The sequence below is a fragment of the Pseudomonas sp. NBRC 111140 genome, from assembly GCF_001320885.1.
GTDB classification, from domain to species: domain Bacteria; phylum Pseudomonadota; class Gammaproteobacteria; order Pseudomonadales; family Pseudomonadaceae; genus Aquipseudomonas; species Aquipseudomonas putida_P.
On the sequence record NZ_BCBQ01000001.1, the window covers coordinates 58540 to 72520 of the forward strand.

Genomic DNA, 13981 nt, shown 5'->3' on the forward strand with positions numbered 1-13981 from the left:
TAAGGCACACCGCTAAGAAAATTTTGAACCTTCATTGCAGGGATGCCATATGCCCCAGGTACCACTCAATCGGGGTTTCCGCCTTGTCCCGGAAACCTATCAGAAGGACGATATTCCACTTGGAGAACTGTTGCTCGCAAGCGCTTCGTCTGACGTCAAGACATGGGCACAGTTATTCGACGAATACCGTGTGGTCATTCTCGCCGAAGCTGGTGCCGGGAAAACCTACGAGTTGGAAGGGGCCGCACGGCGACTGAAAGACCAGGGTAAAGCTGCGTTTTTTATCCGTATCGAAGACCTCTCGGAGCAATTTGAGCAGGCTTTCGAAGTAGGGTCGGCAGAGGCATTCATCAGCTGGCTAGCAAGTTCCGATGAAGGTTGGTTCTTCCTCGATTCTGTGGATGAAATTCGCCTCACAGCGGCGCGGGTATTCGAACAAGCACTGCGCAATTTTGCCAGTCGAGTGGGATTGGCTTGCAATCGCGCGCACATTTATGTATCGAGCCGCCCGTATGCCTGGCGCCCGCAGCGAGACCGTACACTGCTTGAAGCAATTCTGCCGTTTCACGCTGACATGATCACGCTTGAGGGTGAACAAGAAGAGCCCAGTGTCAGCCTGATCGCAGACCAAGTCACTTCACAACGGTTTACCGCGCACACCAACGGAGAGCCTCTTCCCACACTCAACGTTTACCAAATGACCGCGTTATCGGCCGAGGACATCCGGACTTTCGCTGAGTGCAGCGAAGTGCCGAATAGCTCGACGTTCTTGCACGAACTGGAACGCAGTAATCTGTTCACGTTGGCACAACTACCGTTCGACTTGCGCGACCTGATCCACGCCTGGAAAACCGATCAGGTGTTGGGGAGTCGGCTGAACATCCTGGAGCAAAGTGTTACCCGGCAGTTAATCCAGGCAGAATTGGGTACACCTTCGCTAACGCTCACACGTCTGCGGAACGGCGCCCATTTGCTTGCCATCGCGGTAGTCCTGACTGGCGTCGCTAACCTGCGATTGCAAGCTACAACAACCGGTGAAGGCATCGACCCGATGGTGTTGCTGCCCGAATGGTCTGCGGCCGAACTCCATGCTCTGCTTACCAGCGGGCTTTTTGGGGAGCCGGTCTACGGAGAGGTGCGTTTCCGCCATCGCGAGGTGCGTGAATTACTCGCCGCGCGCTGGATCCACCAGCAACTGGGTACCGACACTAATCGCAACGAAATCGAGAACTGGATGTTTCGCTCACGCTATGGGCTGACGGTTCTGAGTGCACGCCTGCGCCCTCTCCTGCCTTGGCTGGTTTTATTCGACGAACGCATCCGTGAGCGAGTCATTGCGCACTACCCAGAAGTCGTCGTAGAGGGCGGAGACGCCGCAGCGCTGCCCCTCATTGAGCGCGAGGCAACTCTAAAACGGGTAATTGAACAGATCACAGACCCGCATGCGTCGCTCAGAGGGCTGGATAACAGTGCAATCGTGCGAATTGCCACCCCCGAGCTGGAACCCTTCACACTCCAGCTCATCGAAGAGCATTTCGAAAATGACCGGGTGATGTTCATTTTGGGACGCCTGGTGTGGCAAGGAAAGATGACTCAGAGCCTTGCGCCGCTAGGCCGTATTGCTGCGGATCCACAACGCGGTCACTATGCTCGTCTGGTTGCAGTTCGCGCAATCGGATGCTTGGCGGACAACGAGCGCCTCTACGAGCTTTGGCGGGCCATTCTGGGCAGCGAGGGGGAAATACCCCGCGCGGTCTTTGCTGAGTTGGTCGCGTATGCACCGCCAAAGAAGGTCTCAATTGCCCTCATTCTGGAAACACTTGCCCGATCAGTGGGCTACAAGCGTTACGACTCCAGTGGACTCGCTGGCAACCTCACGGATTTCGTCAACCGCTTGGCGGGATGTGCAGAACCCACATCAACCGAAGACTTGCACGCGTTTGCCAGCGGTTTGCTGACTTACCTCCAGAAAAAGCCGCATCTAGACCGTGGGGAGTGCGAGCTTTCGAAAGCGCACTACTGGTTAATGCCAATCGCCTTGCGATGCGTAGAGCACTTGGTCGCTAGGCGGGCTCCAGCCGCCATTTCCTCCACGACCCTGAGTATTCTTGCGATGCGATGGTTCGGTAGCGAACTGGGTGACATCAAAGGCGCATTGACGACCTTGGTTCCTGCGTGGCCAGACCTGAACGACGCATTGTTCTGGTGGTGCATCGCGAAATGCCGCGCGCAGCGGGCACGCGGAGGGCAGAGTCTCAAGGACGACTGGCCGGCTGAATGTTCATCGCACTTTTGGGCATTTGATGCGGACAGCTTCCCCAGGGTGTTGGGCTGGGTGCGGCAGCGTCCGCTAGAAGATGATCAGCTTGTCGCGCTGGCGAGGGCCTATCGCATCTTCAATGAGCATGACAAGCCACCACTCTGGCGTGAACAATTACTGGCCAGTACCCATGGCCATAAACCCTTGCAGGAAACCTTGCAGGCACTGCTCAATCCGATACCAGACCCCACCCTGGTGCGCTTTCAGGAGCAGGAAAGAAAATACCGTCGTCAGCATGCACGGCAGCAAAAGCGAGAAAACACTCAGTGGACGCACTTCATCGAGCGCCTGAAAGCCGATCCCGATCTAGTGCGTCACCCGCCTGGCTTACAACCGAGCGAGGTGAGTAACTTTCAGTTTCATCTGATGGAGCATATTCGTGATGGCTCCGGATCGTCCACGCAGCTCGATGGCAGTGATTGGAGCGCACTGATCCCGGAGTTTGGCCTGGCGGTTGCCGAAGCCTATCGGGATGCAGCCATCGCTTTCTGGCGGGCCTACCAACCCACTTTACGCTCAGAAGGCGCAGAGCCGAACAGTATTCCCGCTGCGGTGATGTTCGGGTTGACTGGCCTCGCTATTGAACTGCAGAACCATGAACACATTGCCAAATTAGACGCGCGGGAAGCGGAGTCGGCCTTGCGCTACGCGCTCTTTGAGCTCAATGGCTTTCCTTTCTGGTTGGATAGCTTCTGTCGACAGCACCTGCCTGAGGCGACCGCATTCTTCTACCGCGAAATTGAATGGGAATTGTCCACCAGCCAGCCGGAGCAGCGTTCTTTCTATGTCCTGCACGATGTGGTCTATCACGCGCCCGTACTGCATTCAACGCTGGCACCGTTGCTTAAGCAATGGCTGATGAACCATCAGGTACTGAACCTTGAATGCCTGCGCTACAGCCGGCGCATCATCGGTAATGACAACTTACCAGCGGCCGAGATCGCCGGGCTGGCGTTTGACAAGATCAGCAACCCTGCGACGCCGGGCGACCAATTGCCCATTTGGTACGCGGTCCGTACCGACGCCGACCCGACATTGTCGCTTCCGGCATTGAAAACAGCCCTGAGAAAGTTATCCCGAGCTGCTGCCGAGCGCTTCGGCGAGACCTTCAGCGTAGAGCTATTGGGAGGTCGACGTGATGCAGTCCTGAGCATTGGCGGCTTCAACAGTCCAACTTACCTGAAAGAGCTGTACCTCCTGATGCACAGCGTCATCCGAGTGAAGAACGACCTTAATCGGGCCGGAGGCGGGGTGTATTCCCCAACGGTACGTGATGATGCTCAGGACGCGCGCGAACGCCTTTTCGGCATGCTCCAAGAGCAATCTTCTGAGATCACCTACCGTGCGATTCTCGAACTTGCCGAAAAACACCCGGTTCAGCATTTTTGCACCTACATGCGTGCGTGTGCTGTCAGCCGGGCAACCACTGACGGAGATATGCAACCATGGCGCATCGAGGAGGTCGCTCACGCTGCGCGTCGTCTCAATCGGACCAGCACCCTCCTCTCCCCGGTATTGGAGGTCGACCATGCAGTACGTTGACCGCCCCATGACTCCTCCAGCCGCTCTCAGCTCCCCCCAAGCCCAGGCGTCGCGAAAAGCGATGCTGGAGTTTTGGCAGCTGGAGCCTCAGCGACGGGCGCAAACCAGCGTGCCGGCCATCGGATTTAGCCCGGAAGAGCCGCACCTGCTGGAAGCGCTGGCCGACATGAGCGGACAGCGCTGCGTTTTCTGTGAAGCCAGCGCTACGCTGGTCATTCATCGCTTCCGTCCGCCAGGTAACGCGCTGCCAGTTGCGCGCTCCAGTGACGCGCATCTTTATTACCTCTGGCTTGCCGATGCGTGGCAGAACCTGCTGCCCATCTGTCGCGGCTGCACGCCGATTGAGCCGCAGTTTCCAGTTCGCAGAGCACGCTGCCGGCCACCAGCAGTGAACCAAGTCCAAGAGTATGTCAGCAGCGGCGATGGGCTTTGGCATTTTGGCTTGCCCGAAGAGGAGCCCTTGCTGCTGGATCCAACACAGGAGCGACAATTTGCCAAGCACCTGATCCCTACACTCAACGGTGAATTGCTGGCAGGCACAATCCGTGGCGAGGAAACCATTGCGATCTTCGATCTCAACCGCTCGGAGCGCCGCGATCAGCGATATCAGGTCTATCAAAGGCGCTTGGAAGCACTTTACACGTGTGCGGCTTCAGGACAGTGCAAGAACATTGACCAGCTGGTTGATTTCAAGAGCCTGGAGTTCGGGGGTACGTGGTATTTGCTGCTCCGGCGCCTGCTCGAACATCTGTCGATCAAAGGCATCGGGCGGAAATTAGCTGTCGAGCGCGTGCGTCCTGCCCTTTACAAATGGGCTGCGACCCCCGATGCCGCGGTGCTATTGGATCAGGCGCGACACCTGCTGCAGCGTGAGGATGCGTATCTTCGCGCCCATGGCACGCAAGTCCGGCGCCTGCCCCCGGCAAAGGATGCCGTGATTGCTATTCAAATTCGGAACTTCAAAGCTATTGAACGTCTGGATCTCAGGCTTAACGAGCCATTGGCGATCCCCGCGGAGCACCATGGAACACTGGCTCCCTCGTTGGTCATTCTGGGTGAAAACGCCACCGGAAAAAGTTCCATTCTGGAAGCCATCGCCTTGACCCTCGTCCCTAAGGCGGTACGCAGCGCACTCAATGTACCCTGGGCTGACATGGTAATTGACCCTACTCAGCTCGGCGTTGAACAGTCAGGGGAGAGGGCGAATGCCCACGTTCGAATCGAACTGACCAACCAACGCTGGGTTCAATTGGGCATCGACCGGCAACAGCCCACCCACGACAGCGATCTGGGCAACCAGCAGGTCCCTGTCTTTGCCTACGGTGCTTTTCGTCGATACGGTCGGACCAGCCATCGTGCGACTGCACATACCCATGTGCGCAGCCTGTTTGACGGCCATCCGCTCTCCAATCCCGAGCCCTGGCTAAGCAGGCTTCAACAAGATCGCTTCGACATGGTGATTCGCACACTGCGCGATGTACTGGCAATCGATGGTGAGTTCGATGTCATTCAACGCATGCCGGTCACCGGCGCATTGTGCATGGTCACCACCGTGACCGAATTGGATGGTTCAACACGCTTCAACCACACACCGCTTCACGCCGTGTCCTCTGGCTATCGGTCGATGCTGGCAATGGTCTGCGACATCCTCAAAGGGCTGATGAGTCCAACAGTTTATCCTGGATTCGAAAGTTTCCAGGCAGCACGCGGGGTAGTCTTGATTGATGAAATCGAGGCCCATTTGCATCCTCGCTGGAAGGTACAGGTAATGTCCCGCCTGCGCGCAGCCCTGCCGAACATGACCTTCATAGTGACCACGCATGACCCGTTGTGCTTGCGCGGCATGGCAGACGGTGAAGTCGCAGTGGTGCAGCGCATCGCAACTTCGGAGGCTCGACTGGACAGTCAATTCCCGATGGCCATCGAAAGCATCGCTGGCCTTCCGCCGGTGGCGGAGCTTCGTCTCGAACAGCTACTCACTTCGGATTTCTTCCAGATGCTCTCCACCGACGATGCATACACCGATCGCCATCTGGCCAATGTTGCCGACTTGATGGCCAAGCGTAGCCGTGGCGAACTTTTAAGTATCGATGATCAGCAGATGTTGAGCGGCTTCCAACGCGACATAAACGGTGCCCTGCCCATCGGCTCAAGCGAGGCACATCGGCTCGTGCAGCAGGCTGTCGCCGAGTACCTGGCCCGGCGACGCGCCGCGAGCAGTGAGGCATTGCATGCGTTACGGCGTAAAGCCAAGGACGAAATCCTCGCCGCATTGGAGGGCTTGTGATCATGCGTCAGGTCCAGCGTGCTCCTGCTCCCGCCTCCCTTCAACTTGGAGCCGCCGGTAGCGATGAACTTGCGCGGGTACGCGTGCACCGCGCCGCGCCCGCGCCGGTTGGCAAAAAAAAGAAGAGTTTCGAGTACACGGCCTACAAGGGGGATGATGTCCGCCGTGCTTTGGAAAAAATGTTTCACGGCAAGTGTGCTTACTGTGAGACCTATTATGCCGCCTCGGCACCGGTCGATATCGAGCATTATCGGCCCAAGGGGGGTGTCACCGAGGCTGCAACGCATGGCGGTTACTGGTGGATCGCCATGCAATGGGAAAATCTGCTGCCATCATGCATCGACTGCAATCGCAAGCGCGGTCAGGTAATTGTGGAGGCGTCCTCAAGCTTGGCCGTTTTGGCCGCCAGCACCTCTCCGACGTTGACCCAAGCAGGAAAGAAAAACAGCTTTCCCTTGGCCGCTGGTGGGGTAAGAACTACCGCGGAAGGTACGGACTTCTCCCGGGAACAGCCATTGCTCCTCAACCCCTGCAATGACGATCCAACCGCTCATCTGCTGTACAGCGTTGATCCCGCGCACCCCACGGGTTTGATCGTGCCAACCGGTTCCCCAGAGCAGCAACAGCGCGGTGCAGTTTCAATCCAGGTGTACGGATTGAACCGTCTTAAGCTGCTGCAAGACCGCAATCGCGTGCTGCGTAGCATGGAATTCCTTGGCGACCTCATCATTGACCTGGCCACGTCGATCGACGCATTGGAGGCGCCGGATGCCGCGCTCCAGCTACGAGGAACGCCCGCAGCCGGTGTTGCCATCCGGCTGCGGCTGCTACGTGACCGCATGCTGCAGGAACTGAAGGCCGCAGCTGCGCCAGAAGCGCCCTATTCGGCAATGGCCAAGACTTGGCTAGAGGATTTCAAACGCCGTCTAGCCATCTGAGTTTCCCCGTGGGCGTGCTGAGGCGGACTGACTCACAGCCCCGGCGCGATTGTGCCTCCGATTGCAGCGACATTTGCGCACTGACTCAGCGTGCTAACAGCAAGATGATTAGCATCAGCCCGGCGAACAACAGGCAAGCGTTCGCCAGTCCCGCCCGTTTGATCATTGGTCCAGTTTGCGATCCAGCCCCTGCACCTGACGTTCAAGTGTGCCAAGTCGACAGAAAGTTGCCTCACCATTGGAGTGAATGGCAGTGGATTCCACGTCGGTTGAACTGCGGTCACTGTGCGTGGCGATCAGGCTGCCGCCTGCCCCGGTGGAACCGATAGTGATCATCATCAGCAGCATCTTGACGTTACCTACCCAGTGCGAGCCTTCTAATGCGTGTTTAAATACCAAATCGTAGGAAAATTGGATCATCACGCCATACGAAATCAGAAAGAAACCTTTGAGAAAGCGGTCGTCGCGGTTGTCGACTAAAAAGATGAAGACGGTAAAAGCACCCATCAGGTACGCCATCGCGGAAGCATCAATTCCGAAGAAGCGGTATGTAGCCCAGCTCTGAGTAACATTGAGTATCAGGGCCAGGAGCAGGCCAGGTTTGGTAGACAGCCAGTGCCACAGGGTCTTTTTTGCAGACGATAACTACTCTACTCCAACTGTTGGCGGCGAGAGGTAGCCGCCTGGTAGGTGAAAGGTTCCAATACATTGAACCGGACTAATTGCGCATGCTGTGAATCACCCGCGGTCTTTCACTGAGCGCCGGGGGCGGCTGGCCAGCGCCTCAGCACGGGCTTCGGCTGCGACTGCCCGCTCACGGGTTGCGACCAATTCTTCGCGCATTGCCTGCAATTCAGCTTGCAGGGTATTAACCTGTTCACCCGTGATCCTTACTTGTTGCTGAGTCTGCTCCAGCTGTATGGTCGCTAACTGAGCTTGGCTGCGCACCAGCTGAGCCTGTTCCCGGGCATCGGCTAAGGCCAGTTGATGCGCTTCCGCGCTCTGCTGGGCCGCACTGAGCCGGCCCTGAGCGTCTTTGAGTTGTGTGCCCAGCGTCTTGCCTTCCTCGCGGGCCCGATCAATTTCGCGATAGGCCCGGTCTTCGACGTCACGGGTGTAACGCTGCTGTTCGTCTCGCGCTCGCTCCGCCTGCTCGCGACTGTCGAGCAGCTGTTGCTGAAGCTCAAGCACCTGGTGGTGGCCATCATCGCGCTCCGCCTGGAGTTCGTCCCGCTGGCGGCGAAGGTCGTCGATCTGCGCCTGGCGTTGAACCAGCAACTGATCCAGGTCAGCTAGGCGAGTTTCGACACCCTGCTGTGCAGTGACGGCCTCAGCTTTCTGCTGCCGCGCCTGGGCAACCTGTAGGCGGGCACGAGCCTCCAGTGCACTCAGTGCTTCGCGCTCCTCGGCTAGGACCTGGCGCTGGCTGGCCAACGCTTGCTCTGTCACGCCCTGGGCCAGAGTGATGGCCTGCTGCCAGATGGCCACGAACGCGTGCGCGACTTCCGTCGGCAGATCCGGCAGGCGCGTTTCGCCGCGCAGGCGACCGGCCAGTTGTTCCCACCATTGATCCAGCAAGGCGCCAACCCGCGCCGGACTGCCGCGCCCGAGTTCCAGCCGCACGCGCTCTACGGTAGGCCGCTCGCCGCGGGCCAGCACCGCATCGGCCGCCGCAAACACGTCATTTTCCGGTACGCCTACCGCCATGCCCTGCCCTCCGCTATATTAGGTCTGATAAATTAGGTTTATCCGACCTAACCCAATAAAAACTTAATTAATAATACGTTGAACGTAATGAATAATACAGTTGTTCCTGAAAGCACGGCGAAAGTCCCGTTGACGCTGGATGCCTTGGCGCATGACGCCCGCGCGGCCGCCGAGGCCTTCATTGCCGCCGGAACCGCCGCGAATACCGTGCGCAGCTACCAGAGCGCCCTCACCTATTGGTCTGCCTGGCTGCAACTGCGTTATGGTCAGGCGCTCGGCGATGGGGGACTGCCGTCCGCGGTCGCCGTGCAGTTCATCGTCGATCACCTGGCTCGCCCCGACGTGGACGGCGGCTGGAGTCACCTGTTACCGCTAGCCATGGATAGCGCACTGGTCGCTGCCGGCGTCAAGGGCAAGCCCGGACCTTTAGCCTTCAGTACGGTCAGTCACCGCCTGGCAGTGTTGGCCAAGTGGCACCGGCTCAATAGTTGGGACAGTCCGGGTGATACGCCGGCGGTTAAGACCTTGTTGCGCGAAGCCCGGAAGGCGCAGGCACGTCGAGGGATGGCGGTGAGGAAGAAAACCGCCATCGTGCGCGAACCACTACAGGCCATGCTCGCCACCTGCACCGATGGACTGCGTGGGATCCGCGACCGCGCCCTGTTGCTGCTTGCCTGGAGTGGTGGCGGTCGGCGCCGCTCGGAGCTAGTCGGCCTGCAGGTTGAGGACCTGCGTCAGCTGGACGCCGACACCTGGCTGTATGCACTAGGGGTCACCAAGACCGACACGGGCGGTGTGCGTCGTGAGAAACCGCTGGAGGGGCCGGCGGCGCAGGCACTGAACGCCTGGCTCGAAGCCGCACCGGCCGCGAGCGGACCGCTGTTTCGCCGCCTGTATCGGGGCGGCGCGGTCGGTAGCTCGGCGCTGTCAGGCGATCAGGTGGCGCGCATCGTCAAGCGCCGCGCGGCACTCGCCGGGCTCGATGGCGACTGGGCGGCGCACAGCCTGCGCTCGGGCTTTGTCACCGAGGCCGGCCGCCAGGGCGTGCCGCTCGGCGAGGTCATGGCGATGACCGAGCACCGCAGTGTCAGCACGGTGATGGGCTACTTTCAGGCGGGCTCTCTTCTGGGTAGTCGTGCGAGCCAATTGTTGTCTATTGAACCGTCCAGCGAGGGCGCGCCGAGCGACGCGCCGCCTGCTGATGATCACCCGTAGCCCTAACAGATGAGCCGCTGCCACCCAGAAACCGCTCGCGCTCTACCACCACGATCTCGGGCGGTGGTGCGCACAATGCGCCCCTAAACCAGCTGCGTGGCTTCGAATGCATTGAGCGTTAGATTCAACAGCACCTGGTGCACCTCTACCCGATCGGCCGGACCGGCGCGAGCCCTCGACAACGCAAAGCCGCCTAGGCTAAACACCGGCCAGAACAGCAAGCAGGTGATACCGGACACACGTAGGCCCGAATCCGACCCGCATTGTATCCCCGCTTTGATGATGAGTGAGCCTTTCACCTGGTCTGTGGAGGCTCAGCAATCCACCGTCGTTCAAACGGTGGTAGTCGTGCCGAGCAATCAGCTGTAACAACGGCCTGCTCGTGCCTAAAGTCGAAATACCGGCTTGATTGATCGATTGGGCTTTGGCCTTCGTGAACGAATCCGGAACCACGAATTACGGTTTCTTGCACCTCAGCGTCAAAGGGCATGCTCTTCGACGCTTTCTTTTTCAGGTATTGAAGAGGATATCCAACGGGGGATAGGCGCTGTTCGACGGCGCCAAGTATGCACGCGTAGACCTTGGCCTCACCATCCGCAGGTCTGGACGCACTGCTACGCCAATCTGGGAAGAAGAATTCTTCTTCGCTAACGGAGGTAAAAGGCAGACGGGTTGCCAGGTTCGACGCCTGCGCATGCGGCAGTACTGCTCAAAGGGCCGCTCTGCGTATGAGGTAGACAGCCGGAGAACACCCCGCCCAGCGCTTGAACGTCCTGCGAAAAGAAGGCTCGTCACAAAAACCCAAGTCATCTGCGACCTCACCAATGCAGCCGTAACAGCCACTGCGCAGCAGATGGACAGCCCTGTTCAAGCGTATCTGTGCTTTCAACGCTTTGAAGGATGCCCCTTCCAGCCTCAGCTGTTGACGATAGAAGGACTCGCTGATTGACAAGCGATCGGCAAGTTCGCGCTGGGTCGGCCAATCTTCTACCGGAAGGCAACTCAAATACTCAAGGGTGGCGTCTTTCCAGCCAGGTTCGCTCGAGGAAGTTTCTGACATGCACGCTCGCCTCAATACAGGTCTGCCACCATTGGCCACATCAAACACAAACACCGGGCGCGTCATCGCTGTCCGCAAAGTCACGCGATGATGAGCGGCAAAGCGTTATTGGATTTGCCGCGTTCACCTGTAATCGAACTGCGCTGAAACTGAATCAGAACGTAGCCTGAACCTTCAGCCCACCTACCCAAGCATCATCCACCGCTTTCACACCACCGGGATGCCGCACGAATTGCAGGTTCGGACGTACCGTCAACCAGTCTGTGACATGCAGGCCATAATTAAGCTCGGCGTTGTACTCGGTTTGCTGCACCGGCAGGTAGTTCGGATCGTCATAATCCTCGATACCGTTAACCAGATTGGTCAGCGCCGCATTGTTGCGGTAGGCCGGGTTCACGTGCACTTCGGAGATGGCAATGCCGATGTCGTCCTTGGGCCGCGCATCGAACAGACCTTTGTAGATCGCGCCCACCGACAGGTAGTGATCAACCTTGCTGGTCTTGCGGTCATGGGCGGTGCCCATGGCGAACAGGGTCAAGCCGCGGGAAGCATCACCGGCACGCTGGGTCACCTGCTGCATCGCACCGAGCCAGATACCGTGCTTGCTCGAGGCACTGCGGTACGCAGCGCCGCTGATGACCGCCGGCTCGCCGCTGCTGTCCTTCAACACATCACGGGCGTTGGAGGTACTGTAGTAATAGCCCGCGCGGTACTCACCCGGCAATCCATCCATGCGTGGCGTCCAAACCAGCTCTACCGGCAGGACCGCGCCCTGGGTACCGCTGCCACTAAGCTTGAAACCGTTAGTGTTCTCGGTGTTGGACGGGTTCTGCTCGTAGGCGCCGATCTGCGCGAACAGTTCGGGGGTGAGCTGGTACTTGACCCGTAGCGCCCACTGGGTGATCGGCCAGTTGTACCAGATCCCCCCCCAGTTGCCGACCTGCGAACCACAGAAGGTCAGGTTCTGGAAGTTGCAGTCAAAGCTGTTGAAGTCCTCGCCTTCGCCGAAACGACCGGCTTTGATGTCCAGGCGCCGGTCAAGGAACGCTTGCTGGTAGTACAACTGCGTCATGCGCCAGTGGGAACCGCGGCCCCAGACTTCTTGGGACGAGCTCAAGGTGCCGACGCGCGGGTCGCCGACACGGTCGTTGGAGATGTTGTCACCGTTGCGGTTGGCGACAGTGAGCTGGAGGCGCGCGGCGTGCCAGCCAAGCAGTTTCTCCAGGTCCAAGCGGGCACCCAGCGAGTACTGGTCGCTGTAACGGGCAGTGCGGTCGTTGTTGTAACCACCGCCGAGGTTGGCGCCGATTTCGCCGACGTAGGCGAATTCGAAATCGATGCCTTGTTGCGCAAGTTCGCTGCGGGCGCCACTCCAGTCGCCCAAGGCCCAGACAGAATCGCTGGCGAAGGGTTCGGCGGCATGTGCCGTTGAGGTGCACGCCAAGGCGGCGAGCAGAGCCCGGTAATTGAAGGTGAGCATGGGATTCTCTTTGTTATTGGATTCGCCTGTTGCAACCTCTTCGCGGGGCGAGCCTAGGTTTGCACAGAGCCGTGGGAGCAGGCTCGTACCGCGAAGAGACCTACACAGTTCTTTACTGAACGCTGGCGCGCATCTGTGCCGGCAGGTCGAGTTGCTTGCGCATCTTCGCCACCTCCTCGGTCGTCACCGCCGGAGCGCTGTTGCCCCAGCTGTTACGAGCAAAGGTGAGGATGTCGGCAATCTCGCCATCGCTGAGCTTCCAGTCGAACGCCGGCATACCCGCGCCGGTGACATAGGTGTGGGTGTGCACCGCCCGCGCCCCGGCCAGCACCACGCTGGTAAGGGTGTCGGTGTTGCCTGCCAGGATTGCCTTGTTACCGGCGAAGCCTGTGATCATGTGGCTGACACCTTCCCCTTCCGTGCCATGACAGGCTGAGCAATGCACTTCATACCCCTGCCCTCCGTGCTGCATGCGCGCATCGCTTGTGGCCAGCGCGGCAGGCGCAGGCTGCGGCGCACCGGGCAACGATTTCAGATACACCGCAATGGCACGCAGGTCTTCATCGCTCAGGTGCTGGGTGGAGTTCTCGATCGCCTCGGCCATCGGTCCACTGGCAACGGCCACGCCGTCACTGCCGGTCTTTAGGTAGTCGACGATCTGCTCCACCGTACTGTCGCCCAGCCCCAGGTGCGCATCGTTGGTGATGTTCGGCGCGAACCAAGTGCCCACCAGGCCACCTTGCAAGGCCTGCCTGGCGATAGGCCCGCCGAGGGCGTTGCGCGGGCTATGGCAGGCGGCGCAGTGACCTGCACCGTCCACCAAGTAGCGGCCGCGGTTCCACTCAGGGCTCTGCGCCGGCTCTGGGGCGAACGGCTGGTTGTCGAAGAACAACCAGTTCCAGCCCGCCATCAGCAGCCGCTGGTTGAACGGGAAGTTCATGCCCGCCAGCTCGTCGACCTTGTGCGCCTTGGGCTCCAGGGTGCTGAAGAACGCCCACAACGCACGCAGGTCGTCATCGCTCATGCGCGTGTAGTCGGTGTACGGCATGGCCGGGAACAACAGGCCATGACGGCCCTGCCCCTGGCGCACGGCATTGAAGAAGTCGCGCTGGGTGTAGTTGCCGATGCCGGTTTCACGGTCAGGGGTGATGTTCGACGACTGGATGTCACCGAACGGCGTGCCGATCACGTAGCCACCGGCGAAATCGCCGTTCTTAGCGGTGTGGCAGGCCGCGCAGTCGGCGCCGCGCATCACGTACTCACCTTGCTTGATCAGCGCCGCATCGCTGGACTTGAAGTCGCTCAGGCGCACGCTGTCATTGGCCACCTGCGAGCGTGCGGTGGAATTGGCCTGGATCACTAGGCCGAGCATCACGGCACCCGCCAGGGCCAGCGCGCCGCCGCCGATCAGAGCGGTTTTCTTGTTGATCAT

Annotated in this window: 9 protein-coding genes; 4 read left to right on the top strand and 5 right to left on the bottom strand. The window is 59.4% G+C overall.

Annotated features, from left to right (window positions below; genetic code table 11):
- The first annotated feature begins 49 nt into the window (after positions 1–49).
- Genes APH42_RS00290 through APH42_RS00300 form a run of 3 tightly spaced genes read left to right on the top strand, consistent with a single transcriptional unit; the run spans position 50 to position 7087 of the window.
- Positions 50–3862, top strand: a complete 3813-nt coding sequence (locus tag APH42_RS00290; protein WP_060492389.1) for a hypothetical protein — start codon at positions 50–52, stop codon at positions 3860–3862.
- A complete protein-coding gene (locus APH42_RS00295; RefSeq protein ID WP_060492390.1) occupies positions 3849–6149 on the top strand; it encodes an AAA family ATPase in 2301 nt (766 codons plus the stop codon). Before APH42_RS00290 ends, APH42_RS00295 begins: the two co-directional genes overlap by 14 nt.
- 2 nt (positions 6150–6151) lie before the next feature.
- Positions 6152–7087 carry an HNH endonuclease gene (locus tag APH42_RS00300; protein ID WP_060492391.1) on the top strand — a complete coding sequence of 312 codons (936 nt, stop codon included), beginning with the start codon at positions 6152–6154 and terminating at the stop codon, positions 7085–7087.
- A 162-nt stretch (positions 7088–7249) separates the two neighbouring features.
- Here the strand turns inward: APH42_RS00300 and APH42_RS00305 are convergent, their stop codons facing one another.
- Complete coding sequence (locus APH42_RS00305) at positions 7250–7594, bottom strand: hypothetical protein (RefSeq protein WP_156352690.1); 345 nt, start codon at positions 7592–7594, stop codon at positions 7250–7252.
- Positions 7595–7825: 231 nt separating this feature from the next.
- Positions 7826–8794 carry a DNA-binding protein gene (locus tag APH42_RS00310; protein ID WP_060492393.1) on the bottom strand — a complete coding sequence of 323 codons (969 nt, stop codon included), beginning with the start codon at positions 8792–8794 and terminating at the stop codon, positions 7826–7828.
- Positions 8795–8881: 87 nt separating this feature from the next.
- Here APH42_RS00310 and APH42_RS00315 point away from each other — a divergent pair, with 87 nt between their 5' ends.
- On the top strand, positions 8882–10009 hold the full coding sequence (locus APH42_RS00315) for a site-specific integrase (RefSeq protein ID WP_060492394.1): 1128 nt from the start codon (positions 8882–8884) through the stop codon (positions 10007–10009).
- A 709-nt stretch (positions 10010–10718) separates the two neighbouring features.
- On the opposite strand, the gene APH42_RS28920 is transcribed toward APH42_RS00315, so the two are convergent.
- The 3 genes from APH42_RS28920 to APH42_RS00325 form a co-directional block, all read right to left on the bottom strand.
- Positions 10719–11069, bottom strand: coding sequence for a helix-turn-helix transcriptional regulator (locus tag APH42_RS28920; RefSeq protein ID WP_177336831.1), 351 nt, complete (start codon positions 11067–11069; stop codon positions 10719–10721).
- A gap of 154 nt (positions 11070–11223) precedes the next feature.
- Positions 11224–12549 (bottom strand): carbohydrate porin, encoded by a 1326-nt coding sequence (locus tag APH42_RS00320; protein ID WP_060492395.1) that lies wholly within the window; start codon positions 12547–12549, stop codon positions 11224–11226.
- A 112-nt stretch (positions 12550–12661) separates the two neighbouring features.
- Positions 12662–13981 carry a cytochrome c gene (locus tag APH42_RS00325; RefSeq protein WP_060492396.1) on the bottom strand — a complete coding sequence of 440 codons (1320 nt, stop codon included), beginning with the start codon at positions 13979–13981 and terminating at the stop codon, positions 12662–12664.

Excerpts from the sequence above, each read along its gene's own strand:
- APH42_RS00305 (WP_156352690.1), bottom strand. The coding sequence starts at position 7,594 with ATGGGTGCTTTTACCGTCTTCATCTTTTTAGTCGACAACCGCGACGAC.
- APH42_RS00300 (WP_060492391.1), top strand. The coding sequence starts at position 6,152 with ATGCGTCAGGTCCAGCGTGCTCCTGCTCCCGCCTCCCTTCAACTTGGA.
- APH42_RS00325 (WP_060492396.1), bottom strand. The coding sequence starts at position 13,981 with ATGATCAACAAGAAAACCGCTCTGATCGGCGGCGGCGCGCTGGCCCTG.
- APH42_RS00310 (WP_060492393.1), bottom strand. The coding sequence starts at position 8,794 with ATGGCGGTAGGCGTACCGGAAAATGACGTGTTTGCGGCGGCCGATGCG.
- APH42_RS28920 (WP_177336831.1), bottom strand. The coding sequence starts at position 11,069 with ATGTCAGAAACTTCCTCGAGCGAACCTGGCTGGAAAGACGCCACCCTT.
- APH42_RS00315 (WP_060492394.1), top strand. The coding sequence starts at position 8,882 with ATGAATAATACAGTTGTTCCTGAAAGCACGGCGAAAGTCCCGTTGACG.
- APH42_RS00320 (WP_060492395.1), bottom strand. The coding sequence starts at position 12,549 with ATGCTCACCTTCAATTACCGGGCTCTGCTCGCCGCCTTGGCGTGCACC.
- APH42_RS00295 (WP_060492390.1), top strand. The coding sequence starts at position 3,849 with ATGCAGTACGTTGACCGCCCCATGACTCCTCCAGCCGCTCTCAGCTCC.
- APH42_RS00290 (WP_060492389.1), top strand. The coding sequence starts at position 50 with ATGCCCCAGGTACCACTCAATCGGGGTTTCCGCCTTGTCCCGGAAACC.